19 protein-coding genes, 1 tRNA gene and 1 pseudogene are annotated in these 26,035 nt (G+C 60.1%); 12 read left to right on the top strand and 9 right to left on the bottom strand.

Annotation, left to right across the window (positions count from 1 at the left end; all coding sequences use genetic code 11):
* The first annotated feature begins 184 nt into the window (after nt 1–184).
* The 5 genes from UIA24_RS05695 (at nt 185) to UIA24_RS05675 (ending at nt 7,366) form a co-directional block, all read left to right on the top strand.
* Nucleotides 185–3,082, top strand: a complete 2,898-nt coding sequence (locus tag UIA24_RS05695) for an aminotransferase (RefSeq protein WP_178081730.1) — start codon at nt 185–187, stop codon at nt 3,080–3,082.
* 227 nt (nt 3,083–3,309) lie between these two features.
* Entirely contained in the window at nt 3,310–4,188 is an 879-nt protein-coding gene (gene aguB, locus UIA24_RS05690; protein ID WP_065761073.1) for an N-carbamoylputrescine amidase, read from the top strand.
* A gap of 57 nt (nt 4,189–4,245) precedes the next feature.
* Complete coding sequence (gene aguA, locus UIA24_RS05685) at nt 4,246–5,355, top strand: agmatine deiminase (RefSeq protein WP_102053666.1); 1,110 nt, start codon at nt 4,246–4,248, stop codon at nt 5,353–5,355.
* A gap of 186 nt (nt 5,356–5,541) precedes the next feature.
* Entirely contained in the window at nt 5,542–5,745 is a 204-nt protein-coding gene (locus UIA24_RS05680) for a hypothetical protein (protein ID WP_065762061.1), read from the top strand.
* 340 nt (nt 5,746–6,085) lie between these two features.
* A complete protein-coding gene (locus UIA24_RS05675) occupies nt 6,086–7,366 on the top strand; it encodes an OprD family porin (protein ID WP_330522389.1) in 1,281 nt (426 codons plus the stop codon).
* A 23-nt stretch (nt 7,367–7,389) separates the two neighbouring features.
* On the opposite strand, the gene UIA24_RS05670 is transcribed toward UIA24_RS05675, so the two are convergent.
* From UIA24_RS05670 to UIA24_RS05660, 3 genes are all read right to left on the bottom strand, one after another.
* The gene (locus UIA24_RS05670) at nt 7,390–9,054 is read right to left on the bottom strand and encodes an FMN-binding glutamate synthase family protein (protein WP_330522388.1); all 1,665 of its coding nucleotides are present in this window, start codon (nt 9,052–9,054) and stop codon (nt 7,390–7,392) included.
* Between the two features lie 149 nt (nt 9,055–9,203).
* Nucleotides 9,204–10,355 (bottom strand): lysozyme inhibitor LprI family protein, encoded by a 1,152-nt coding sequence (locus UIA24_RS05665; RefSeq protein WP_330522387.1) that lies wholly within the window; start codon nt 10,353–10,355, stop codon nt 9,204–9,206.
* Between the two features lie 85 nt (nt 10,356–10,440).
* Nucleotides 10,441–11,781 carry a hypothetical protein gene (locus tag UIA24_RS05660; RefSeq protein WP_330522386.1) on the bottom strand — a complete coding sequence of 447 codons (1,341 nt, stop codon included), beginning with the start codon at nt 11,779–11,781 and terminating at the stop codon, nt 10,441–10,443.
* A gap of 338 nt (nt 11,782–12,119) precedes the next feature.
* Between UIA24_RS05660 and UIA24_RS23245 the strand changes: the two are divergent.
* The 5 genes and pseudogenes from UIA24_RS23245 to UIA24_RS05640 all read left to right on the top strand — a co-directional run.
* Nucleotides 12,120–13,355, top strand: a pseudogene (locus tag UIA24_RS23245) (PDC sensor domain-containing protein); the annotation flags it as partial.
* Nucleotides 13,356–13,505: 150 nt separating this feature from the next.
* On the top strand, nt 13,506–14,261 hold the full coding sequence (locus UIA24_RS23240) for a methyl-accepting chemotaxis protein (RefSeq protein WP_409277774.1): 756 nt from the start codon (nt 13,506–13,508) through the stop codon (nt 14,259–14,261).
* 130 nt (nt 14,262–14,391) lie between these two features.
* Nucleotides 14,392–16,170 (top strand): SulP family inorganic anion transporter, encoded by a 1,779-nt coding sequence (locus UIA24_RS05650; protein WP_102053670.1) that lies wholly within the window; start codon nt 14,392–14,394, stop codon nt 16,168–16,170.
* 441 nt (nt 16,171–16,611) lie between these two features.
* Nucleotides 16,612–16,923, top strand: coding sequence for a DUF3077 domain-containing protein (locus UIA24_RS05645; RefSeq protein ID WP_330522385.1), 312 nt, complete (start codon nt 16,612–16,614; stop codon nt 16,921–16,923).
* A 263-nt stretch (nt 16,924–17,186) separates the two neighbouring features.
* Nucleotides 17,187–17,417 (top strand): hypothetical protein, encoded by a 231-nt coding sequence (locus UIA24_RS05640; RefSeq protein ID WP_102053673.1) that lies wholly within the window; start codon nt 17,187–17,189, stop codon nt 17,415–17,417.
* Nucleotides 17,418–17,515: 98 nt separating this feature from the next.
* Here UIA24_RS05640 and UIA24_RS05635 read toward each other — a convergent pair whose 3' ends face one another.
* Nucleotides 17,516–18,193, bottom strand: coding sequence for an FMN-dependent NADH-azoreductase (locus UIA24_RS05635; protein ID WP_102053674.1), 678 nt, complete (start codon nt 18,191–18,193; stop codon nt 17,516–17,518).
* Nucleotides 18,194–18,291: 98 nt separating this feature from the next.
* Here UIA24_RS05635 and UIA24_RS05630 point away from each other — a divergent pair, with 98 nt between their 5' ends.
* Both UIA24_RS05630 and UIA24_RS05625 read left to right on the top strand, forming a co-directional pair.
* Nucleotides 18,292–19,146: a LysR family transcriptional regulator gene (locus UIA24_RS05630; protein WP_102053675.1), complete on the top strand. Its 855-nt coding sequence runs from the start codon at nt 18,292–18,294 to the stop codon at nt 19,144–19,146.
* Nucleotides 19,147–19,624: 478 nt separating this feature from the next.
* Nucleotides 19,625–21,313 carry a DUF262 domain-containing protein gene (locus tag UIA24_RS05625; protein ID WP_330522384.1) on the top strand — a complete coding sequence of 563 codons (1,689 nt, stop codon included), beginning with the start codon at nt 19,625–19,627 and terminating at the stop codon, nt 21,311–21,313.
* Between the two features lie 847 nt (nt 21,314–22,160).
* Here the strand turns inward: UIA24_RS05625 and UIA24_RS05620 are convergent.
* The 5 genes from UIA24_RS05620 to UIA24_RS05600 form a co-directional block, all read right to left on the bottom strand.
* Nucleotides 22,161–22,236 (bottom strand) — tRNA-Thr (locus tag UIA24_RS05620).
* Between the two features lie 350 nt (nt 22,237–22,586).
* Nucleotides 22,587–23,852, bottom strand: coding sequence for a methyltransferase (locus UIA24_RS05615; protein ID WP_102052227.1), 1,266 nt, complete (start codon nt 23,850–23,852; stop codon nt 22,587–22,589).
* Nucleotides 23,833–24,522 (bottom strand): ABC transporter permease, encoded by a 690-nt coding sequence (locus UIA24_RS05610; RefSeq protein WP_065761804.1) that lies wholly within the window; start codon nt 24,520–24,522, stop codon nt 23,833–23,835. Before UIA24_RS05610 ends, UIA24_RS05615 begins: the two co-directional genes overlap by 20 nt.
* Nucleotides 24,519–25,214 carry an ABC transporter permease gene (locus UIA24_RS05605; RefSeq protein WP_065761805.1) on the bottom strand — a complete coding sequence of 232 codons (696 nt, stop codon included), beginning with the start codon at nt 25,212–25,214 and terminating at the stop codon, nt 24,519–24,521. Before UIA24_RS05605 ends, UIA24_RS05610 begins: the two co-directional genes overlap by 4 nt.
* Nucleotides 25,215–25,270: 56 nt before the next feature.
* The gene (locus UIA24_RS05600; RefSeq protein ID WP_065761806.1) at nt 25,271–26,023 is read right to left on the bottom strand and encodes an ABC transporter substrate-binding protein; all 753 of its coding nucleotides are present in this window, start codon (nt 26,021–26,023) and stop codon (nt 25,271–25,273) included.
* Between the last annotated feature and the right edge of the window lie 12 nt (nt 26,024–26,035).

Here is a 26,035-nt window from a genome sequence, read left to right as displayed (position 1 = left end):
CTGACTAAACGGGTATTGATCGGGTGCTGCCTAGCCTGTGTAAAGGCGCGGGTGGGTGCAAGCAGCGTACGGCGACTGTCGGCGTCGGAGAAAACGATACCCGGTACGGCCTTTTTTTCCACCTCCCTTGCTTATCGGCAGAAGCGGTGGCGATATAAGCAGCAAAAAAAACGAGGCTTGCCCCATGCCGCTTACTACCCTTATCCACCGATCCAGCTTACCGCGCCCGGATGTCAGCGAATCACAGGCCCTGCAGTTGCTGCAGGAACATTATGGGCTTACCGGCACGTTACAGTCGCTGGGCAGTCAACAAGACCTGAATTTTCGCCTCGACAGCCCTCAGGGTCGTTACGTGTTGAAGATCTGCCACGGTGATTATTCACCGGTCGAGCTTCAGGCCCAGCATGCCGCCCTGGGTTACCTGCGCGAGCGCTGGTTGCCGGTGCCTGGCGTGGTGCCGGCGCGTTCCGGTGAGCACCTGTTGGCGCTGAGCCTGAATGGCCAGCCCCTGCGCGCCCGCCTGCTTGAGTACATCGAAGGCCAGTCGCTGACCCGCCTCAAGCGCCTGGAGCCACGGCTGATGGCTGAGCTGGGCGAGTTCTGTGCGCGCATCGACCATGCCTTGGTCGACTTCAGCCACCCAGGCCTGGAACGTACCCTGCAGTGGGACCCACGGCATGCCCCGGCGCTGATCGAGCATCTATTGCCGGTACTCGTCGAAGGGCCGCGCAAGGCGCGCGTGCAGGCGGCGGCCACGGAGGCCTGGCAGTACCTGGCCCCGCTGATCGAACACCTGCCGCAGCAGGCCGTGCACCTGGACATCACCGACGACAACACCGTGTGGCAGCGCGATGCCCAGCGCCACTGGCAGTTGCAGGGGGTGATCGACTTTGGCGACTTGCTGCATACCTGGCGGATTGCCGACCTCTCGGTGACTTGCGCGGCGCTGCTGCACCACGCCGAAGGCGACCCGTTGCGTATCCTGCCGGCCATTCAGGCGTATCAGGTCGTCAACCCGCTGACTGAAGCCGAGCTCAAGGCCCTGTGGCCGATGATCGTGGCCCGTGCCGCCGTGCTGGTGCTGAGCGGAGAGCAGCAGGTCAGCGTCGATCCGGGCAATGCCTACAGCCGGGACAACCTGGCCCACGAGTGGGAAATCTTCGAGGTCGCGACCAGCGTGCCGTTCGCCTTGATGGAAACGGCGATCCTGCAGGCCGCGGGTCATGATCTGGCCCCGCTGGGGTTGGTCAACACCACGCTGTTAATGCCCAGCCTGAACGGCCAGCCTGTCGCCCGCGTCGACCTCGGGGTACTCAGCGAACATTTCCAGGCCGGTAACTGGCAGCAGCCGGGCATCGACCAGCAGCTGCTGCGCGCCCAGAGCGGGCTGGCCTGCTCGCTGCACGGCCAATACCGGTTGTCGCGTACCCATATCGATAACCCGCAGGAACCCGAAACCTGCGCCTTGCATGTCGAGCTGCAGGTTCCCTCGGGTACGGCCCTGCAGGCGCCGTTTGCCGGTGTCTGGCACGCGGTGGCGGGCGGTGGTTGCCTGCAGGGTGAGCAGGTCAGCCTGTGGTTGTGGGGCGTGGTCGATGCCCCGGCCGATGGCCTGGCGCTCAAGCAGGGCGAGCCGCTGGGGCAGAGCAGTGTCGGCCTGATGCTGCAACTGTGCCGCGTACCGGGGTTGTGCCCGCCACTGTTCGCCACGCCTTCACGTGCGCAGGCCTGGCTGGCGCTATGCCCCTCGCCGCAGCCATTGCTCGGGTTTGCCTGCGACGCTGAACCACTGGCCGATGCCCAGGCACTGCTTGAGCGGCGTGACGCCAGTTTCGCCCGTTCGCAGAAGCACTATTACCAGCAGCCGCCGCAGATCGAGCGTGGCTGGCGCAACTACCTGATCGACATGCAGGGCCGCTCCTACCTGGACATGCTCAACAACGTTGCGGTGCTCGGTCATGGTCACCCGCGGATGGTCGCCGAGTCGGCGCGGCAATGGTCGTTGCTCAATACCAACTCACGCTTCCACTACGCGGCCATTGCCGAGTTCTCCGAGCGCCTGCTGGAACTGGCGCCCGAAGGCATGGACCGGGTGTTTCTGGTCAACAGCGGCACCGAAGCCAACGACCTGGCGATCCGCCTGGCCTGGGCCTACAGCGGTGGCCGCGACATGCTCAGCGTATTGGAGGCCTACCACGGCTGGTCGGTGGCCACCGATGCGATTTCCACCTCCATTGCCGACAACCCGCAAGCCCTGACCACCCGTCCAGACTGGGTACACCCGGTGATGGCGCCGAACACCTACCGCGGTGCCTACCGGGGCGCCGAGAGCACTGCCGACTATGTTCGCGATGTCGATGCCACCCTCGACCGCCTGACCGCGCAGAAGCGCCAGGTGGCCGGTTTCATCTGTGAACCGGTGTACGGCAATGCCGGCGGTATCGCCTTGCCGCCGGGTTACCTGCAACAAGTCTACGGCAAGGTCCGGGCCTTGGGCGGCGCCTGTATCGCCGACGAGGTGCAGGTCGGCTATGGCCGCCTTGGCGATTATTTCTGGGGCTTCGAGCAACAGGGCGTGGTGCCGGACATCATCACCATGGCCAAGGGCATGGGTAACGGCCACCCACTGGGCGCGGTCATCACCCGTCGGGAAATCGCCGAGGCACTGGAGGCCGAGGGCTACTTCTTCTCGTCTGCTGGCGGCAGTCCGGTCAGTTGCCGGATCGGCATGGCCGTGCTCGATGTCATGGGCGAAGAAGGCCTGTGGGACAACGCGCGTACCGTCGGTGGGCACTTCAAGGCGCGGCTGCAGGCATTGGTCGATAAACATCCGCTTGTGGGCGCCGTGCACGGTTCCGGTTTCTACCTGGGCCTGGAACTGGTGCGCGACCGCAGCACACTGGAGCCGGCCACCGAAGAAACCGCGGCGCTGTGCGAGCGCTTGCGCGAACTGGGGATCTTCATGCAGCCAACCGGTGACTACCTGAACATCCTCAAGATCAAACCGCCGATGTGCACCACCCGTGAAAGCGTCGATTTCTTCGTCGACAGCGTGGCGAAGGTGTTGGCAGAAGACCTCTAAACCCGCATTGGGGCTGCACTGCAGCCCATCGCAGGCAAACCTGCTCCTCCAAGGGGGGCAGGTTTTTCTACAATGTGATCAACATGGAAAACACAGATTTAAATCGATTGTTATCGATTTAAATGGCGATTCTCACCCTTTTATTTTGATTTACCGCCTTCCAAAGCCGATTTTTATCGGATATAAAGTCCTCATTACTTGCCCAGCAACCCTTCGAGGACGTTTTCATGAGCCGCATCGTTACCGTCGCCGCCACCCAGATGGCCTGTTCCTGGGATCGCGACGCCAACATCGCCACCGCCGAGAAACTGGTGCGCGAAGCCGCCGCCAAGGGCGCGCAGATCATCCTGATCCAGGAACTGTTCGAGACCCCGTACTTCTGCCAGAAGCCCAACGCCGACTACCTGCAACTGGCCACCCCGGTTGAAACCAACGCCGCTATCGTCCATTTCCAGAAGCTGGCCAAGGAACTGCAAGTGGTGCTGCCGATCAGCTTCTACGAGCTGGCCGGGCGGGCGCGCTTCAACAGCATTGCGATCATCGATGCCGATGGGCGCAACCTGGGCATCTACCGCAAGAGCCATATCCCGGATGGCCCGGGCTATCACGAAAAGTACTACTTCAACCCGGGTGATACCGGCTTCAAGGTCTGGAACACCCGTTATGCCAAGATCGGCGTCGGTATCTGCTGGGACCAGTGGTTCCCCGAGTGCGCACGCAGCATGGCCCTGCAAGGCGCGGAAATTCTGTTCTACCCGACCGCCATTGGCAGCGAACCGCATGACGCCAGCATCACCTCGCGTGATCACTGGCAGCGCGTGCAGCAAGGCCATGCCGGCGCGAACCTGATGCCGCTGGTCGCCAGCAACCGTATCGGCAAGGAAGAGCAGGATGGCTACGACATCACGTTCTACGGCTCGTCGTTCATCGCCAACCCGTTTGGTGAAAAGGTTGAAGAACTGAATGAAACCGAAGAAGGCGTGCTGGTGCATACTTTCGACCTGGACAAGCTGGAGCATGTGCGCAGCGCCTGGGGCACTTTCCGTGACCGTCGGCCAGACCTGTACGGTACGCTGAAGACCCTCGACGGTTCGCTGGAATCCTGATCACCCATTTATCGTGCCGCAGGCCCGTTCTGCGGCAGTTCTTGCAAAGGTTCAACTATGACAACCCTGACCACTACTCCACGCGCCGATGGCTTTCACATGCCTGCCGAGTGGGCGCCACAATCACAGGTCTGGATGGTGTGGCCGGAGCGCCCGGACAACTGGCGCCTGGGCGGCAAGCCGGCGCAGGCCGCGCATGTTGCCGTGGCCAAGGCCATTGCCCGCTTCGAGCCGGTGACCGTCGGCGTGTCGGCCGCCCAATACGAACATGCCTGTGCCCGCCTGCTGGACACCCCGAACATCCGCGTGGTGGAAATCAGCAATGACGATGCCTGGGTGCGTGACACTGGCCCGACCTTTGTGATCAACGACACGGGTGAAGTCCGCGGCGTCGATTGGGGCTTCAATGCCTGGGGTGGTTTTGAGGGCGGCCTGTACGCACCGTGGAACCGTGATGAACAAGTGGCTGGCAAGATCCTGCAGATCGAGCGCTGCCCACGCTACCAGACCGAAGGCTTCGTGCTGGAAGGTGGCTCGATTCACGTCGACGGCGAAGGCACGCTGATCACCACAGAAGAATGCCTGCTCAATCACAACCGCAACCCGCACCTGAACCGTGAGCAAATAGAGGCGATCCTGCGCGATCACCTGGCGGTGGAGACCATCGTCTGGCTGCCTGATGGCCTGTATAACGACGAAACCGATGGGCACGTGGACAACTTTTGCTGTTACGTGCGCCCTGGTGAAGTGTTACTGGCCTGGACCGATGATTCCAACGACCCCAACTTTGCACGTTGCCGTGCGGCGCTTGAGGTGTTGGAGCGTCAGCGCGATGCCAAAGGGCGCACCTTTGTGGTGCATAAAATGCCGATCCCTGGGCCGCTGTACGCGACCGAGGAGGAATGTGCGGGTGTCGATCCGGTCGCCGGTAGCCAGGAGCGTAACCCGTCGGTTCGCCTTGCCGGCTCCTATGTCAACTTCCTGATCGTCAATGGTGCGATCATCGCGCCAAGCTTCGACGACCCGGCAGATGCCGAGGCTAGAGCGATTTTGCAGACGTTGTTCGCGGATCGTGAGGTAGTCATGGTGCCAGGTCGTGAGCTGTTGCTCGGTGGCGGCAACATCCATTGCCTGACCCAACAGCAGCCAGCACCGGTCAAACGCTGAAGCATTTAAGTAAAAAGGCCCGTCGCACGACGGGCTTTTTTTTTGCGCGTCATTCGACGATCGGAGCTCGATCTGGCACACCTCTTGTATTCGTTTTGCATTGTATTTCAAGCGGATAGAGCACGCAGTTCTGTCACAAAGTTAACGTAGGTTAATGGCTCACGACCCTGGGGAGTACGTGTCGATATGAATGTAGTCAGTGAGCCAGCTTCAGGCCTGTCCATCGTTAATAACGAATCGATCAAGGCACTGGCACAGTGGTTGAAAAACAATGCAAATAATCGAGTCAGGAAGACCGATCCGCGACGTCGGTTGTTGGTTGAGCGGTACCCGGTGGGTTTGATCAGTGAAGCAGAGCTCGATGCGCTGCTCGGGGTCTGGCACCACTGACTGAGCGATCGCCGGCAAGGTCTGCCTTGCCGGCGATGCGTTTTCTCCTGTCCTGCTCTTCGTGTCACCCCGCAGTGCTGCATGCCCCGCCATTCTCAAAATTGCACGATCGACCGCTGATCCGTGCCGTTCACGAATTTTTGACACACAGAACTGCTGACCGCTAGGATTCGGCCCTCGCCTGTAGGCCCATTCACCTTGTACCCAGAATAGATGGCCCGCTGTGCCTATGCGCAGGGGGCTTTTTTGTTTTCAGACCCGCGAGCGTCAACCCACGCAGGGGGCGTGGTTCCTGGTGCCGGTCGCAGCGCGTCTTTGTTTTTGTGATAAGGAAAATAAAATGTTGAAAACCAGGATCAGCCTGATCGCTCTGGGTTTGTTGTCCGCGACTCAGGCCATGGCCAATGACCAGGCCAATGCCAAAGGTTTCGTAGAAGACAGCAGCATGAATGTGCTGCTGCGTAACGCCTACATGAATCGCGACAAGAAGCATGACACGCATGACCAGATCCAATGGGGTCAAGGCGTCATTGGCAACTTCTCCTCTGGCTTCACCCAAGGCACCGTAGGTGTTGGCGTCGATGCTTTCGGTCTGTACGCGGTGCGCCTGGATGGCGGCACTGGTCACAATGGCGGCGGCGGTATCGACTTCTTCAAGCGTGGCGACAGCGGCAACGCCCAGCACGACATCGCCCGCGGTGGTGCGGCGGTCAAGTTCCGCGTCTCCAACACCGTACTGAAGTACGGCGACCAGATGCCGACACTGCCTGTGCTGCAATATGACGATTCGCGTCTGCTGCCAGAAAGCTACACCGGCACCCTGGTCACCTCCAAGGAGATCGAAGGCCTGGAGCTGAACGCGGGTCGTTTCACTCAGGAAGCACGCAAGAGCGCCGAGCAGCGTGACAGCGGCCTGAAGTCGATCAACGTCTTCGGTGGTAGCTACAAGTTCACCAACAACCTGTCGGCTTCCCTGTACGGCTCCGACGTCGAAGACGTCATGAAGAAGCAGTACCTGGGCGTCAACTACGTGATGCCGATCGCCGCCGAGCGCTCACTGACCCTGGACTTCAACGGCTACAAGTCGAAGATGGACCGCCAGTACGTCGAAAAGGCAGACCTGAACGGTCGTGACAACACCATCTGGAGCCTGGCAGCAACCTACGCCTTCGGCCCGCACTCGATCACCCTGGCGCACCAGCGCAGCACCGGTGACACCGGCTACAACTATGGCGGTTACCAGAACGTTGGTGGCGTGGGTGACGGTGGTTCGACCATCTACCTGGCCAACTCGTACTGGTCCGACTTCAACGCCGAAGACGAGCGTTCCTGGCAGTTGGGCTACGGCCTGGACTTCGGCGCCTTCGGCGTACCGGGCCTGACCTACAAAGTGGCCTACGTGCGTGGTGACAATATCAACACCCACGGCCTGGGCGAAGGCACCGAGCGCGAAATCTTCAACCAGTTCAAGTACGTCGTACAGGCCGGCCCTGCCAAGGACCTGTCGGTCAAGCTGCGCAGCTCGTTCCTGCGCACCTCGAACAACCTGCGCGCTATCGAGTACAACGACGACGGCAACGAAGTCCGCGTATTCGTCGAGTACCCGATCAACGTCTTCTGATTGGCGTCTCCCACAACCCCGGCCTAGGCCGGGGTTGTTTCTCTGCGGTTCCTGGCCGCTCGGATCTCCACCACCTCGCCGGTATCTGCGGCGAAGCTGTCACTGCGGGCCATCCGCCACATCCGTGCATAAAAATCGCTTTCAATCGAGCCGCTGAGCAATTCGCCAGGCTTGAGGAACACGTGCAACTGCGAAAACAGGCGTACTTCGCTGGGGCTGATACGTCGCGCCAGGTGCTTGGGCTTGAGCTCTTCAGGGTGCTCCAGGCCTGCAGCGGCAAGCATTTCGGCCAGTGCGTGCAGCGTGTTGCGGTGGAAGCTGTACACCCGTTCGGCTTTTTCCGGCACCACCAGCGCCCGCTGGCGTAGCGGGTCTTGGGTGGCAACCCCGGTCGGGCACTTGTTGGTGTGGCAGCTTTGCGACTGAATGCAGCCTATGGCGAACATGAAACCGCGTGCCGAGTTGACCCAGTCGGCACCGATGGCCAGCACACTGGCAATGTCGAAGGCGCTGACAATCTTGCCGGCTGCACCGATGCGAATCTTGTCGCGCAGGTTCAGGCCCACCAGCGTGTTGTGCACGAACATCAGGCCTTCACGCATTGGCACGCCGATGTTGTCGCTGAACTCCCGTGGAGCCGCACCGGTGCCGCCTTCCTTGCCGTCGACGACAATGAAGTCCGGGAGAATGCCGGTGGCCAGCATGGCCTTGGCGATCCCCATGAACTCCCAGGGATGGCCCAGGCAGAACTTGAAGCCGACCGGTTTGCCACCGGACAGTTCGCGCAGTTGGCCAATGAACTGCAGCAACTCCACCGGGCTGCGGAACGCGGTGTGAGCAGCAGGGGAGACGCAGTCTTCACCCACGTTAACGCCGCGTGTTTCGGCGATTTCAGCGCTGACCTTGTGCCCTGGCAGAATCCCGCCGTGGCCCGGCTTCGCGCCCTGGCTGAGCTTGACCTCGATCATCTTCACCTGAGCCGAGCTGGCCTGTTCGGCGAAGCGCTCAGGGTCGAAATGGCCGTCGGCTGTGCGGCAACCAAAGTAGCCGCTGCCAATTTCCCAGATCAGGTCACCACCGTGCTCACGGTGATAGGGGCTGATGCTGCCCTCGCCAGTGTCATGGGCAAAGCGGCCGAGCTTGGCGCCCTTGTTCAGCGCGCCGATGGCATTGGCGCTGAGTGCACCGAAGCTCATCGCAGAAATGTTGAAGATCGAGGCCGAGTACGGCTGGCGGCACTGCGGCCCGCCGATGGCCACGCGGAATGATGCCGGGTCGGGGGTTTCCACTGGCAGCATCGAATGGCTGATGAACTCGAAGCCCGGCTTGTACACATCGTTCAGCGTACCGAAGGCTTTCTCGGCGCTCTCGTTCTTGGCCCGTGCGTACACCAGCGAGCGCTGGGCCCGGGAGAACGGCAGCTTGTCGTCGTCGCCTTCAAGCAGGTACTGGCGAATTTCCGGGCGGATGGTTTCGATCAGGTAACGGATATTGCCCAGGATCGGGTAGTTGCGTCGCACCGCGTGATGGCTCTGGCGCAGGTCATTGAGGCCAACCAGGCTGAGCAGGGCGGTGATCAGCGTCAGGGGCCAGAGGCCCGCGTGGGCAGAGAGAAAAGGCAGGCTTGCGACAGTGAAAAGCAGACAGCCTGCCAGGCAGGCATAACGGCTGTAGAGCGACGGTTTCATGGATCTTCCGCTGATGAGTACGTCTTGCCTAGGATAGGGAAAGCGCTTCGGGAGAAAACCTGCGATTTCAGTAAAACACTTTTAAGGGGCAGGGGCTTGCAAGCGGCCAGCTGTCATGGGCCTTGGCGCAGGCAAGCCGGTTTACCCCCTTACTGAACCGGGGCGATGGCGAAACCCAAACGGTTTTCCTCAAGGTAGACAAGTGCTTCCTGGCCAAGCAGCTCCACGGGCCGCGCCGAAACCGCTTCATGCTCAGGGACGATCTTGGACAACACCTTGTTGACCAGGTCCACCCGCCAGACACAGGCCATGGCACCGCTGTTGTCGAAGTACAACACGGCCCGGCGCTCGCTCCAGGTTGGGTTCACCAGGCTCCAGTCGGTGGCGTCGGTGGCCATCACGCGCTCGGTCTTGTGGCGGTCAACCCGCTCGTCATACGACAGGGTCAGGTTGCTGTTATTGCTGTTGATGTCGTCCAGGATACGGGCCTTGGCGAACTGTGCGGTACTGGACGGCACCTGGAACGTCTGCGCGGTCGGCTGTGGTGCCGCACCCGATCCCAAGGTATACGCCATGGCCTGTTGTAGGCCTTTGTCTTCTTGCTGGCGATAATAGAACACCCCGTCCACCACCCCGGCGTAGCGCTTGCCCTGATCGTAGAAACCGGTTTTTTCCCAGCCCTTGAAGGCAATGTGGGTGGCGATCGGGTGCCAGCCCGGGCGGGTATCGGTGTATTCGTAAAGGGTGCCGTAGGTCTGGTGGTTGAAGCGCTCGCTGAGGTACAGGTTGTCGCGGTCGTTGCTGTTGCTGACATAGAGAATGACATGCAGCACACCGTCGACCACCGCGGCGTCGACAATGTGCTTGAAGACGTGCGCGGGCGCCTGCGGCAGCTCGGCCAGCACGTAGCGCTGCCACGGCTCATCGTCTACTTGCGTATACACCTGCCCCTCGGGCAGTGGCGACAGCGCATGAACATCGACCCTGGGCGGCGGCTGCGGGGTCAGCCGCTTGATCTGTTGGTCGTAGGCGGCCTCCAGACAACCGATTGTCTGGCACGCGTTGCGCACCTCATACAGCCAGGTGGCCCCCAGTTGGCGGAAAACCTGATGCTTTTTCAGCGGGCGGAACAGGGCATTCAACTGCTCGTCCTTGGCGGACAACGACGGCGTATTGCAGATGGCCTGTTCCTGCAGGGTGACAGCCTTGCTGCAGTCAAACCCCGCCGCGCTGGCGGTGTGTTGCAGGGCGAAGGCAAGCAGCCCAGCGAGCATTGCGCCAAGGCATAGGAAGCGTTTCATTGCACATCCGTGTGAGTGTGAAGAAGCACGCATGGTACGTCAGCCAGTGGCCCGGGTGAACCAGGCCACGGCCACGCACCGGACGCTAGAAGAACGTCGCCACGGTCAGTTGCAGGTAGGTGTTGGTGTCGTCGTTGCCCAACTGCAACCCGCCTTCGCTGGCACTGCGCTCAGGTTTGTACAGGCCCACCAGCGGGCTGATGATCAGGTGCTCGTTGACCGTCCACTCCAGGTACAGGTCCAGTTCCTGGCCGCTGAGGTTGCCAAGATCGCGGTCGAGGGTGTCGAAGTCGAAGAACAGTGCGCCCAGCGTCAGGTCGTCCCGTGGCGTCGCTTTCAGGCCGACATGATGCACGGCGGTATTACTGTTGAATGGCCCGGCATAGTTGGCCGCCACTTCACCTTGATACCAGGTGCCGTAGCCACGGCTGAAACCGTAGAACAGCGGGTCGAAGGCCTCGGAGAAGCGGCTGTAGCGGTAGGTGGCCGTAGGTTTCCACGGCACATCGGCGAAGGTCCAGGCGCCCTCCAGGTACCAGGCGTTCTCGCGCCCGCTGTCACGGTCCTGGGTGGCGTACTCGAACGCCAGGTTGAGGTTTTCAACCCCCAGCCCGCCGCTGCCGCGCACGCTGACGGTGTCCATGTCCTTGCGTTCAAGCTGGGCGGCGGTGGCGAAGCGCTCGTTGACGTCCAGCCCGTGAATCCAGGTCAGCCCCAGCGTACCGGCTGCACCCACATGCTCCAGGGTGGCCGCCGCCAGCTCGGTTTCGGCCTGGGCACGGTTGTCTGACTTCAGCCACACCAGATCACTGCGCCAGCCTTGCGTGCCGCCCACATGCACAACAGCGGTCTGGTCGAAGGCCTTGCGCCCGGCCAGGTAGTAGGCACCGCCTCGGTCGAAGTCGGCACCGAGGTCGGCATCGCCGACGTTCACCGAGTCGCCGTTGAGCAGGAAGCCGTCGCCGAGTTTGACCAGTTGGCGGCCGGCGGAAATGTCCACGCCGTCCTCACCAAACAGTGGCAGCAGCGCCCCGGAGCGCCAGCCCAGGTAGGCGTCTTCCACGGCTGTACGGCGTTCGCTGCCGAGGGTGAAGCCTGCCGCATCACCGTCGCCCCAGGTGCCCGAGCTCACCAGGTTGAACTTGCCGTACAGGCTGCCTGCGTCGGCCAGCGTCTGGCTGCCGCTCAGGCCGTACTTGATGTAGCCCTCGCGCCAGGCCGAACTGCCAGCGCTGCGGTTGCCAGCGGTGGCATAGCTTTCCTCGCTGTGCATGATGCCGAACACCGCCTCCAGGTCGGCGTTCAGTACGCTGCCGCCCTGGTTGTACAGCTCGTAGGCTGGCGCTGGCAGGCTGGCAAATACGCCGCTTGCGGCCAGTGCCAGGGCAAGGCGCGTTCGCAGGGGAGTGGACGTTTGCGTGGTCATCGGGGGGCTGCTCCTATGGTTTTTGTTGTGCAGGCCCGTGCGCAACCGCCATGCCAATGTTCGCCGGGCGCTGTAAGACCATGGAAAACAAGGTGTTTTGCATCAACGCTCAGCCCCCTGCGCAGTGTCTCGGCGTCTTGCCGATGCGACAGTCGCTGTCTCAGGCTGTAACAGTGGGGCGAGCGCGTACCTTCGCCTTGGCCGGCCATTACCCCCGTAAATGCTGGCCATCAGGCTGTTTTCAGCGCGCGTTGGCAGGTGGCACGCAATGTGTAATGGCTCTAACAAATACGCCTGCGCAGGCGTGCCAGTCGCCCCAGGCGTAAGGATCACGTGCGATGCTGCTGAACCGTCTGTCCATCCAGTGGAAAATTACCCTGCTCACCGGCCTGTGCCTGCTGACCATCGTCGCGGTGCTGATTGGCATCTCGCTCTACCGCATGAGTGCGAGCACCGAGCTGGTCAAGGCCAGCAGCGCACAGATGCTCGAAACCTCGGCCCGCGAGCGCATGGAAGGCGAGGGCCGGGTACAGGCGCTGACCCTGCAGCGCTTTTTCCTCGCGGCCTATCAGGACGGCGTAAACCTCAGCCGCCAGGTACTGCAGCAGCAACGCCAACTGCAGAAGGCCCAGCTTGCCCCTGAAGCCCTGCGCGAGTCGCTGCACCAGCAGGTGAAAGAGGCCTTGCAGGCCAATCCGCAGCTGCTCAGCCTGTACCTGGTGTTCGAGCCCAATGCGCTGGATGGCAACGATGCCCGTTTCAGCGGGCAGGGCGCCAGGGGCAGCAACGAGCAGGGGCGCTTCTCCAGCTACTGGGCGCAGCGTAACGGCGAGTTGAGCACCTTGACGGTCAGCGAAGCGCTGATCGCCGACAGCACCACCATGCTCGATGGCACCCCGTTCAACACCTGGTTCAACTGCCCGAAACAGACCCTTAAACCCTGCCTGCTCAACCCCTATTTCGACGACGCTTCGGGGCAGAAGACGCTTATCACCTCGCTGACCTTCCCGGTGATCGACAACGGCAAACTGCTGGCGGTGCTGGGCATGGACATCAGCCTGGCCAACTTGCAGCAACTGGTTGAAGCCAGCAGCCAGCGGCTGTACCAGGGCAAAGGCGCGGTCAGCATCGTCAGCGCCGGCGGGTTGCTCGCCGGGCATAGCCCGGATGTAACCCGGCTGGGCCAGACGCTGAGCCAGGCCTACCCTGAACACGGCAGCGAGCTGCTGGCCCTGCAACGCCAGGGCCAGGCCCACACGCAGCAACAGGCCGGTCGCTTGCAGGTGCTGGCGCCACTGCAGCCCATACCGGACGCGCAGCCCTGGTCTGTCCTGCTTGATGTACCCATGGAGGCCCTGCTGGCCCCGGTGCGAACCCTGCAGCAGGACCTCGACCGCCGCAGCGCCGAAGGTACCTGGCTGGAGCTGCTGTTCGGCCTGCTGGCTGCCGTGGCCGGGCTGTTACTGGTGTGGCTGACCGCACGCGGCGTCACCCGGCCGATCCTGGGTGTCGCCGCCATGCTGCGCGACATCGCCAGCGGCGAGGGCGACCTGACCCGGCGCCTCGCCTACGACAAACACGACGAGTTGGGCGAACTGGCCGGTTGGTTCAACCGCTTCCTCGACAAACTGCGGCCGATCATCGCCGATGTGAAAAGCTCGGTGCAGGACGCACGTGGCACCGCCGACCAGTCCGCCGCCATCGCCAGCCAGACCAGCGCCGGTATGCAACAGCAGTACCGTGAAGTCGACCAGGTGGCCACCGCGTCCCACGAAATGAGCGCCACGGCCCATGATGTTGCCCGCAGCGCCGCCCAGGCCGCAGAAGCTGCACGCGGCGCAGACCAAGCCACCCGCGAAGGCCTCGGCGTGATCAACCAGACCACCCGTGCCATCGACGACCTGGCCCGCGACATGACCCTCGCCATGAGCCAGGTGGAAGGCCTGTCCAGCAGCAGCGAACAGATCGGCTCGGTGCTCGAAGTGATTCGCGGCATCGCCGAACAAACCAACCTGCTGGCGCTCAACGCTGCCATCGAAGCCGCCCGGGCCGGTGAGGCGGGCCGTGGCTTTGCCGTGGTCGCTGACGAAGTACGCAACCTGGCCAGGCGCACTCAGGAGTCAGTGGAGGAGATCCGCCAGGTGATCGAAGGCCTGCAAACCGGCACCCGAGATGTCGTTGCCTCAATGCACAGCAGCCATCAACAGGCCCAGGGCAGCGTTGCCCAGGTCGAACAGGCCGTTACCGCCCTGCGGCGTATTGGCGATGCCGTCACCGTCATCAGCGACATGAACCTGCAGATCGCCAGCGCGGCCGAAGAGCAAAGCTCGGTCGCTGAAGAAATCAACCGCAACGTCGCAACCATCCGTGACGTGACCGAGTCACTGTCCGGGCAGGCCGATGAGTCGGCCCAGGTGAGCCAGGCACTGAACCGTCTGGCCAACCAGCAACAAACCCTGATGGACCACTTCCGGGTATAGGGGGCGCTGCCGCGCAATACCCATGGCGTACTCCCGACTTTGCTGCTATCAAGACACCAGCGTGCACGCTAACTAAACTTCTCTGAGCCGTTAACCACGGAATTGCAGGTCTTTAGCTGCTGGGGTCTTAATGAGCAATTCCGAATCGTCGTCCCCTCGCCCTGAGCCCGGTCGAATTCACCGTCGCGTCAAGCTGACCGACCAGGCCGGTTGGGCGCGCTGGATGCCGGGGCTGCGTATGCTGCGCGAGTATCAGCTGGCCTGGCTACGCCATGACATCATGGCCGGGCTGGTGCTGACCGCCATGCTGGTGCCGGTGGGCATCGCCTACGCGGTGGCCTCGGGCATTCCCGGGATCTATGGCCTCTACGCCAGCATCGTGCCGCTGCTGGCCTACGCCCTGTTTGGCCCCAGCCGCATCCTCGTGCTCGGCCCCGATTCCTCGCTGGTGGCGGTGATACTGGCGGTGGTGCTGCCCCTGTACGGCGGCGACCCGATGCGTGCCGTTGCCCTCGCCGGCATGATGGCCGTCGTCTCCGGCGCGGTGTGCATTCTGGCCGGGGTGGCCCGCTTGGGCTTCATCACCGAACTGCTCTCCAAACCCATTCGCTACGGCTACATGAACGGCATTGCGCTGACCGTATTGATCAGCCAACAGCCCAAGTTGTTCGGCTTCTCGATTGAATCCGACGGCCCGCTGAGCAACCAGTGGGCGGTGATCATGGGGGTGTTCGAGGGCAACATCCACTGGGCCAGCTTTGCCGTCGGTGCCGCGACGCTGGCGGTTATCCTGCTGTTCAAGGGCAACGGCCGTGTGCCGAGCATCCTTATCGCCGTGGTTGGCGCAACCGTCGCAGTCAGCCTGCTGGGCCTGGCCGAAGGCGCAGGCGTCGAGGTGCTCGGCTCCCTCCCGCAAGGCCTGCCGGCCTTCGCCATCCCGTGGATTACCCGCGAGGACATCGTCCCGGTACTGATCGGTGGCTGCGCGGTGGCGATGGTCTCGTTCGCCGACACCAGTGTGCTGTCGCGGGTGTATGCCGCACGAACCCGCAGCTACGTCGACCCGAACCAGGAAATGGTCGGGCTGGGCATCGCCAACCTGGCCGCCGGGTTCTTCCAGGGCTTCCCGATCAGCAGCAGCTCATCGCGCACACCCGTGGCCGAAGCCGCCGGGGCGAAAACCCAACTGACCGGCGTCGTCGGCGCGCTCACCGTAGCCGGCTTGCTGATGGTCGCCCCCGACCTGCTGAAAAACCTGCCCACCAGCGCCTTGGCCGCGGTGGTGATTGCCTCGGCCATCGGCCTGATCGAAGTCACCGACCTGCGGCGCATCTACCGTATCCAGCGCTGGGAATGCTGGCTGTCTATCGCCTGTACGGTCGGGGTGGTGATGTTCGGTGCCATCCAAGGTATTGGCCTGGCGATCGTGATTGCCGTGATCGAATTCCTCTGGGACGGCTGGCGCCCGTACTCCGCCGTGCTGGGCCGTGCCAAGGGCGTACAGGGCTACCACGACATCAAGCGTTACCCCGAGGCGCGGCAGGTGCCTGGCCTGGTGCTGTTCCGCTGGGACGCCCCGTTGTTCTTTGCCAACGCCGAACAATTCCAGGACCGCGTACTGGATGCCGTGGCCGCCTCGCCAACGCCCGTGCGCTGGTTGGTGGTAGCGGCAGAGCCGGTGACCAGCGTCGACGTCACCTCGGCCGACATGCTGGCCGAACTGATGGGCGCCCTGAACGAAGCGGGCATCGAACTGCGCATCGCCGAAATGAAAGACCCGGTCAAAGACAAACTCAAACGATTCGGCCTGTTCGCGCAACTGGGGGAAGACGCCTTCTTCCCGACCGTGGGCACGGCGGTAAAGCACTACCTCGCCACCCATGCCGTGGCCTGGGACGACTGGGGCTGAACCTTGCCCACAAAATGAAACAGCTGGGCGCTACTGAGCGCGGGTGGTTTTGCGCGAGTATTGCCGGGCTATGGCGGCTGTGCGCATGAGGGCTTTGGCCCTGCCGGGTGCCTACTGTCCCGGTCGACCAACCTGCGCATGGCGGCCACCCTTCGATCTTCGCCTTGCCTCATTGCACCTTGGGCGTTAGGCTTCCTAGGTCGCTGAACATCAGTGATCAGGCTTGGTCGCCTGTCGGAAAAAAGTACAAATCAGGTCCCATATACGAATACTGACGAGCTCCTCGTCCGTAACGTAGTTCTATGGCGGCTGTGCGTGGGAGGCATTCGTGCCTGCCGGGTTTGTCCTTTCTCCTGGTCGACCAACCTGCGTACAGCTGCCACCCAACTTGTTTGGTCGCAAGCGGTGACGGCTCAACTAAAAGAAAAAGAGACGTTCGCTATGACAAAAATCGTTCCCGATCCCCCGCAATCCCTTCTTGGCAAAACTGCGACCACGGCATTCGGTTGTTGTGACGCCGGCCATGCACCCTTGTTCAGCGTATGTTCCGGCATCGATGCCGAAGACGCGCTGGTCCACGTCTCCCTGCTGCTCCAGGGCATCTACGACACGGCCCAACAGGCCTGTGAACACATCGACGACATCCCCAAAAAAGGCCTGCTATGGTCCACCCTGCACTCCGCAGAAATGGCCAAAGGGCTGGTCGATGCGGTGCTCGATGGCATTGAAACCCAAGCCTTGAACCGCCGGTAACCGATGGCGTTGTCGGCGCTTGAGTTGCCCATATCAAGCGTCGACATCTGATAGGCGTACTTCAGAAACCGAAGCCTGCACAAGGCCGTTCTGGTTGTTCTGAATCAATTGGCCACCCTCAACATTCGGCGGGCGTTGAACTCGACCCGAAACACGCGGCTACTTCAAGCCCTCCCTGGGGGGGAACGGTGTCCTCTCTTTCATGGGGCTCGCTCAATTGGTTACGCTCTGGCCTCCATCAAACACATCTCAAAGGATTGAAAATGAAAAGGAATAAAGAAGCAGTTTTGAAAGTGCTGGCTGCAGTTGAGGCGGAGTCCAATGTAGGCGGAATGAGTGGGTTTGATCTCTCCACGTTTTGTGTAGAGGATTGCGACAATGATGAGTTGGAGTCTGCAAAGCTTTTGCTGCTTGATAGCGGCTATTTGGTTGATGATGGCAAGATCAGAATTACCTGGGCCGGCCACTCACTTCTAGAGGAACTGAGGGGCTAATAATGCTATTAGGCCCAATAGCAATGTTTAAAAAGGTCAGCCCAGTGCTGGCCTTTTTTATGGTTCCTCATGGAGGATCGGGAAGATGTTCTTGATCTTCATGCAACAGAGTTCGCAGGCTGAAAGTTTATGTCCGAAACGCTTAGGGCGTCCGCCAAAGCATTTGCGCGCATCTTGGCCTCATGGCGAGAGGTACTGTCTACTTCCGACCCTAGAACCGTTTTTTCGACGATGATTGACTCTACGTCGGTGATGCCAATAAGCCGTAACCACGCTTCCACATAAGGCTTTTGAAAGTCGAAATGTTGAGCGGGTGTCAGCGAAGCGGCAGAGAAATCCATACCTCGGGCATAGACGACAACTGCTTTTTTATCTCGCAACATGCCTTCGAGCCCGGTTTCCGGATTGAAACTAAACAGCACGTCTTTCTGCGATACCACGTCAATGAAGTGCTTTAGCTTGTAGGGAATGCTGAAGTTCCACAGCGGCACAGACAGCACGAGCACGTCGGCTTCGTGCAGGTAATTTGCCAATGCCTTCAGTTCATTCCAGGCAACCACCTGAGTCGCAGTCAACTCCAATCCATTCAATCCAGAGTACTTGGCATCCATCACCTCATCAGAAAACTCCGGCAGTGATATTTGCCACAGGTCTAGCGTTGTAACTTCCAGATCGGGATGAGCGCTCAAGAGTCGCGAAATGAAACTCTGGGCGACTTCTATGGACGCTGAGCGATCTTTGCGGGGGGAGCATTCGATATGAAGGAGCTTGGCCATTGCAGTCTCGTGTCGTGGCGGGTGTACGAGGCATTGCAACATATCTTTAAAAGAAATATAAATTGAGAAATTACACGCTATTCATCATGGATTGAGATATGTTTGATCCGCTTCTACTAAAGACTTTTGTTGCCGTAGTTGAAGAGCAAGGTTTTGGTCGCGCTGCAGAAAAACTCCATCTCACCCAACCTGCTGTCAGTGGGCATCTGCGCCGCTTGGAAGAGCAGGTCGGCAAACCTCTGCTCAAGAGGACAACCCGGTCGCAGGAACTGACGCTGGAGGGCGACCGTCTGATGCGCCACGCCAGGATCATCCTTGCTCTCAATCGAGAGGCATGGGCTGAAATGATGCGAGCCCCTTTCCAGGGGCGTATCAGGGTGGGGCTTGCGGAAGACCTTGTGGAGACCAGGCTGCTGCGTGAACTGCAGAACCTCGCACTAGGTTACCCAGGTATGGAGATTGAGTTTCAGATCAACATACCCGGCACACTGGTCGGCTTGATGAAGCAAGGAGAGTTGGATTTAGTGGTCGGGTCTTTGTGTGAGACCGATAGCTCAGGGATCCTGTTGTGGAGCGAACCGCTCATTTGGGCGACCGCTGCGCAGCCACTCACCCCAATCAGCCAGCCGCTCCCGCTGGCACTGTTTCCAGAACCTTGTGCTTATCGAGAGGCGGCTTTGCTGCATCTTGCACAAGCGGGCATCGCTCAACGCACGTCGATGCTATGCACCAGCACGAATGCCCTGCGCTCGGCTGTATTGTCCGGAATAGCCATAGCCCCGATGCCGCTAAGCCAGCTGGTTGCGGGAATCTCCGTCCTGAGCGCTGAGTACGGATTGCCACCATTACCCAATGCCGAATTTCGGTTGTTCTCGGCACCAGATGCAGACCCAGAAATCGTCACAGCGCTTACCAAGGTATTCCTGGAATACTGCTCGATGCGCCGTCAGTGAGCATTGCGCTTGCTTTAGCTAGTACGAAGCCACCGCATCAGCCTCGATCAACATTCCTTCGGGAGCCGAACGCGATACAGGAAGTAATGTACAAACTGGTAGCTGCCGAGCTTTGGCAAGCAGTGCCAGAGCGCAAGTGCGCACGCGCCGAGGTGTTCATCCATTGCGCAGCCTGGAACCCTGACGCGAGATCCCCTGCGTGGACTATTGCAACGGGTGAGACCCCAGTGCACTACGTCCCGGAGGGGCAATTGAAGGTCATGCAGGCCTATGGTGGTGATGCCAAACAGCAGCAGATGCTGGAGAGCTTACGCCGGAAAGGGCTACCATGGCCTCGGTGTAAGGAGGCACCATGTTCGTCAATTACGGCAAGTTCGGTGACTTGTTGGCTGAGGTGAAGGCCATCACAGGTGGCAAAGAAGACTGACTGATCATAGGCTCACGCGGGGAGTCGCTCCATCTAGCAAAGGAATCGTTTATGCAAACAGGTAAGTCGACAGTCAAAGATATTTTCGATGGCACTCGTATTTTCAACGTCCCTACCTATCAACGGGCCTACTCCTGGGAGCGTGAGGGCAACCTTGAAGATTTCCTCAATGACCTTTGCAGTCAGCACCCTGAAAGACCTTATTTCTTAGGATCTTTTCTATTCCACTTGAACGGAAACAAGAGTGAATTTGCTCTGGTTGATATCGTCGATGGCCAGCAGCGGCTGACCACTTTGGTTATCTTCATGCACGTATTGTTGGGGCGGTTGATCGCGCAGGGATCAACCCTCGTATCTGAGCGGACACGGCGTATTTTTGTGCATGATGGAGATATCTTCAAGCTGGAGTCAGCCAACGAGGGAAACACCTTTCTTCACGATTTGGTGCTTGGTGATCGCCTGTATAGCCCGGAAGAGGTGACGCTTGTAACTAATTCGCAGCGTTTGCTGCTGGACGCACGGCAGTATTTCGAGGAGCAGTTGGCTCGTCATGATCTGACCAAGCTTGAAAAGATTTATACGACTGCTGTGAATGCTGATGTGCTCCTTTATGTGGTGGACAAGATCAGCATGGCTACCCAGATATTCGAGCTTTTGAATGATCGCGGAAGGCGCCTGACTGATTTGGAGTCGATCAAGAGCTTCCTGATGTACAACGCTGGAGTAGCCTTTGACCATCCCGAGCAGGTGATCGGAAAAATCCAGGAAGATTTTTCTGAAATCTATCGTTTGATTGAGTCTCACAAAATTAATGACCGGGATGTGCTGCGGTATCACATGCTAGCGTTTGAGCCTTACCCAGGCGACTATACCGATAAGCCAAAGGCCTACATTAAGGAAAGAATTCTTCGTTTGGTGAGTGACCCAGGGAAACGTGATGAGGCGCGAGAGCAGATTCGAGAGTATCCAGCACGCCTGAGGAGAAGCTTCCAGCTCTTTGCGAAAATTCGAGATCTCCGTTTAGCTGATCAAGAATTGGCACAGACCTATATGATTGGGCGTGTAGCGCCTTTCTATCCAGCCTTGATGAAGGTGTACAGTGAAAAGGCATCGGATTTCCACCGATTGGTTGCGGCCATTAATGCCTTTACGTTTCGTTCGTCTTTGGCTCGATTGCGTAGCAATGGCGAGAGCTACCAATATACGTGCATGCGAAATGGCGATGACGTAGTTGAGCTGATCGAAAAGTTTGTTCAAGAGAACTGGTGGAATATTAATGGTCGAGCCCGTGAGGCTTTGGATTATGAAAACTACTACGATTGGCTTGAGAAGAACGTAGTGCGCTATATTTTGTTTTCTTATGAGAACAATCTGCGTGATAAGAAAGGGTTTCCTCTGCTATCGAGCAAAGATTACGCATCAAAAGACTCTCGTGAGAAACTCAGCATTGAACACATCACTGCAAAAAGGGTCAAGTCTGTTGAGTTTGATGATGAATTCAAGGAGAAATATTTGAACGCCCTAGGGAACTTGGTCATAGATCATGCTGCTTCCAACTCCAGTAAGGGGCGGAAGGATGGTCATGAGAAGCTTGCCCATTATAGTTTGGCGCCTTTAATTTCACAGAATGAATTGAATGACTTTTGCTGCGATTGGGATAGCCTTGGCTCGATAAAGGAGTTTATTAAGCGTAGGGAGGATCGGTTGAAAACGTTTATTTCTACCCGGTTCGGTGTCTGAAGTTCAATTGCCGGCTGTAACCGAAATTGCGACCATCGCGTCTACCCACCAATGCCATGTCGGTCACCTCATCTGCCGTTCACCGATCCTCACCCCACGTCATCCCGCCAAGAATGTTGAGTGTTATCAGGGATCAAGGCCCCTGCGACCTGTGGGGAATGTCCACTACGCGGGACTGGCGGCTCCTTACGACCGGGAATCGCATTCCGGGAGCAAGGGCATCTCATGATCTGGCCTCCTTAACACCGTTACCGGTGGGCGGGTGGAGGCAGTGCTGGCTGACTAAACCAACGCCTGAAGATCCTGAGCCAGGTGCAAGCAGCAATGCGATGACCGGGGGATGCCTGACTGTCAGTCAGGCGCAGTCCATTCCCTGGTCTGCGGCACCATCATCTGCAGCGCTGTTGCGTGTGACTTTGGTGTTTGTCACGAGGGGAGTTGTCGCACCGTTCATATAAGAGAAGAGGTCGCGACCGCTCTTGAAGTGACCTAGCAAGCCGCTGGATGCCAATCGCTTATGTGGATAACCGCCACGGTATGACAGTTCACTGAACAGGCTGCTGTTTGGGTAGCCTTTTTACTGTGGCGGGGTCTGAGTTGTGTGGTGTGTTGAGATTGCTATCGCGGGCAAGCCCGCTCCTACAGGGTGGACTGCCCCCGAGAAATTGGACACAAATCCAACCCTTGGTGGGCAGTCCAAGGATCTGTGCAGGACAGTGCATTTGATCGAATCAGTGTGCATCGCAGGCAAGGCTTCAGAGGATGGCTGCCTGAAAGGAGTTCGCACGAACAACTGCCAGAAACAAAAAAGGCCCACCTTTCGGTGAGCCTTCTTTGGTACTGCGTATGGTGCCGGCACCAGGAATCGAACCCGGGACCTACTGATTACAAGTCAGTTGCTCTACCATCTGAGCTATACCGGCTTAGGGGCGCTATTATAGCCATCGGTTTGGTTATGTAAACCACTTCTGCAGCACTTATTGCGTAGGTTTTTTCCTTTCATTCTCTGCCGCCCGTTTTTGCCCTGCAACGGCGGCGGTTTTTGGCGCTTTTGGCGTGTGATCTGGCGGTGCTGAAAGCCTTATTCACAATCGCTATGTCACGTTACTGTCGCGCTCCAGTCCTTTAAAACAGTCGTTTGTGTTTGCGCAAATGGCTGTTTTTTCTCGCTTAAAATGTGTGACTAAAAAATGACCAGGCGCTGTTTTGCCTTGGATCCAAGGCTTTTGAGGGGTTTGTGGGAAAACCATCAACAGAGTTATCCACAGGCTGTTCACTGCTGCTGGTTGCGTTCGGCCAGTAGCATCAGGTTGCGCGGGGTGAGGGCGTAGTCGCAGAACTGTCCGAGCTGCACGCGGTAGCCTTGGGCTTGCAGGTAGAGGGCGCGGTCGAGCACCAGCCACAGTTCCAACGGCCGGCGGAACAGGTTGCGCAGCAGTTCCAGGTTGCGCACTTCGGCCAGCCTTGTTTGGCCTGCGGCTTCCAGGGCATCCCAGTCGGGGTTGCCGTGCAGGGGCAGGTTTTTGAGGGCGGCGAGGTCGCGGCAGTAGTCGGCAAAGGGCTTGTCTAGCCAACTGCTGGGCAGTGACGGGGTAGGCAGGTAGGCGTCGATGCCGCGCTGTTGGCGTTGCAGCAGGTCGAAGCCGAGGCGGCGGGCCATGGACAGGTCGCGTTGGCGGCGTACCCGGGCGCCAGCGGTGACGGTTTCGCTCAGCGGCAGGCCGAGGTCGTCGAGGCTCAGTTGCAGCGCCGAGGCCTGGGCTGCACTCGACAGGGGTTGGTAGAGCGGGCCTTGGGTGCGGTTGTAGCAGCACGGGGCAATGGCCAGTTGGTTGCAGCCACGGGCGCTGGCCAGTTGTATCAAGCGTACGTGCAGGTCGCCGCAGGCGTGCAGGGCCACAGGGGTGTGTTGTGGGCTGAGTTGCTGGGCGGTGTTGTCGGCCAGCACATCCTGCAGGCGGTGTTCGGCGTTCAGGCCGTGGTGTTGGCTAAGCGCTTGGCCGGCCTGTACCAGGGCCGGGTCGTATTCCAGGCAGGTCAGGTGCTGGTCGTTGTGCAGCAGGCGGCGGCCCAGGTGGCCTTTGCCCGCGCACCAGTCGAGCCAGTGACGCGGGGTGTGGGTAAAGCCCAGGTGGCTGGCGAAGGCTTCGATCTGCTGCCATTTGCGCCCCGGCACGTCGACGTTCAGCCGCGGCGGGGCCGGGGTGATGGCGATTACGGGCAGTTCGCCGACCGCCGCCAGTTGCGCGGCCTGTGCCGCCAGCTGTGGATAAGGCGCCGGTGCGTCGAGTGTTTCCGGGTGATTATGGGCGGCTTCGGCGTCGCTCAGTGTGCGTTGGCGCAGCCATTGGGCCAGGGCCGGGTGCTCGGTTTCCCACGGCAACTGGCGTTCGGTGAACGGGCGCGGGCGCCAGAGTGCCTGGTGTTGCAGCAGGAAGTGGTCAAGGGCCTGGAAGCGGCTGAGCAGGTGCGCGTCAGCCAGGGCAGCAGCGGGGCCGGAGGCGGCCCCGCTTGCCGGTTCAGCGGCCTTGGCAGGCATCGACTCGCAGCCAGCGTTCGAGCAGCTTGAAGCCGTTTACCAGCAGGAAGGAGATCAGCAGGTAGAACAGCCCGGCCGCGAAGAAGATCTCTACCGGCAGGTAGGTGCGGGCGATGATGGTACGCGCCATGCCGGTGAGTTCCAGCAGGGTGACGGTACTGGCCAGGGCACTGGCCTTGAGCATCAGGATCACTTCGTTGCTGTAGGCCGGCAGGCCGATCCGTGCGGCACGCGGCAGCATGATGTAGAACAGCGCCTTGGCCTTGGACATGCCCAGCGCCCGTGCCGCTTCGATCTCGCCCCGTGGGATGGCCTGCAGCGCACCGCGCAGGATCTCGGCGATGTAGGCGGCGGTGTGCAGGGTCATGGTCAGCACCGTACACCAGAACGGGTCACGCAGGTACGGCCACAGGGCGCTGCTGCGCACGGCGTCGAACTGGGCCAGGCCGTAGTACACCAGGAATAGCTGCACCAGCAGCGGGGTGCCACGGAAGAAGAAGATGTAGCTGAAGGGCACGGCACGTACATACCAGTGCCGCGACGAGCGGGCGATGCCCAGCGGGATGGCCAGGATCAGCCCGGCGATCACCGCGATGGCGACCAGTTCCAGGGTGAGCGTGGCGCCTTGGGCCAGGCGTGGCAGCCACTTGATGATGACTTCCCAGTTCATTGGTTGGCCCTCGCGAAGCCGCGTGCGGCGCGTTTTTCCATGAAGTGCATGCCGGTCATGGCGATGATGGTCAGGCCCAGGTAGATGAAGGCGGCAACCATATAGAAGGTGAACGGCTGTTTACTGACCGTCACGGCGATCTGCGAGTGACGCATGATTTCTTCCAGGCCGATCACCGAGACCAGCGCGGTGTCTTTCATCAGGATCATGAACAGGTTGCCCAGGCCGGGCAGGGCGATGCGCCACATTTGCGGCAGGATCAGTTTCGAGAAGATCCGGCCCTTGGACAGGCCCAGGGCCAGGCCTGCTTCACGGTGGCCCTTGGGGATTGCCAGGATCGCACCACGGAAGACTTCCGTGGCATAGGCGCCGAAGCACAGGCCCAGGGCGATGACGCCGGCGGCGAAGGCGTTGAGCTCCAGGCCAGGGATGTTCAGGGCTTCGCCCAGCCGGTTCATCAGGCTGACGGTGCCGAAGTAGATCAACAGTACCCACAGCAGTTCAGGTACGCCACGTACCAGTGTGGAGTAGAAACCACCGAGCCATTGCAGGGGTTTGTATGGCGAGGTTTTGGCCAGGGCGCCGAGCAGGCCCAGGACCAGCCCCAGTGCCAGGGCACACAACGCCAGTTTGACGGTCATCAAGGTACCGGCAGCAAGTGCCGGGCCGAATCCGTAGAGGTCGATATTCATGGGCAGGTTTGTTCAAGGGACGGGCACCGCCGCCAGGGCGGTGCCGGTCGGGCGGATCAGTAGATACTGAACGGGAAGTACTTGTCGTTGATCTTCTTGTACGTGCCGTCGGCGATGATTTCTTTCAGCGCAGCATTCAGCTTCTCACGCAGTGGGTCGCCTTTACGCACGGCGATACCGACTTCGTCACTCTCGACCACCGGGTCGCCCTTGAACTCGTAGTTCTTGCCAGCGTCGGTTTTCAGCCAGTCATAGTTGACGTACTTGTCGGCGAGGATCGCGTCGACCCGGCCGGAGGTCAGGTCCAGGTAGGCGTTTTCCTGGGTGTCGTACAGCTTGATGTCGACGTCGCTGCCGTAGTTGTCTTCCAGCCAGGTGCCGGCGAGGGTGGCGCGCTGGGTACCGATCACCTTGCCTTTGAGCGAGGCCTTGTCGGTTTTGAAGTCGACGTTTTTCGGGGCGATGAACTGCAGTTTGTTCGAGTAGTAGCGGTCGGTGAAGTCAACGGCCTGCTTGCGCTCGTCGGTGATCGACAGGGAGGAGATCAGGAAGTCGAACTTCTTGGCGTTCAGGGCCGGGATGATGCCGTCCCAGTCCGAGGTGACGACGTCGCATTCGACTTTCATCTTGGCGCACAGGGCGTCGCCGATGTCTTTGTCGAAGCCGACGACCTGGCCGCTGGCATCCTTGTTGTTGAACGGCGGGTAGGCCGCCTCGATGCCCATCTTCAGTTTTTCAGCAGCCATGGCATTGGCCGAAAACACCAGCGTGGCGGCAGCGGCCAGGAGGAATTTCTTATAGCTCTGCATGCGTGTTGCTCC

This window comes from Pseudomonas sp. AL 58, assembly GCF_036348395.1.
In the GTDB taxonomy this organism is placed as follows: domain Bacteria; phylum Pseudomonadota; class Gammaproteobacteria; order Pseudomonadales; family Pseudomonadaceae; genus Aquipseudomonas; species Aquipseudomonas defluvii.
This window is presented reverse-complemented; position numbering and strand designations above follow the sequence as displayed.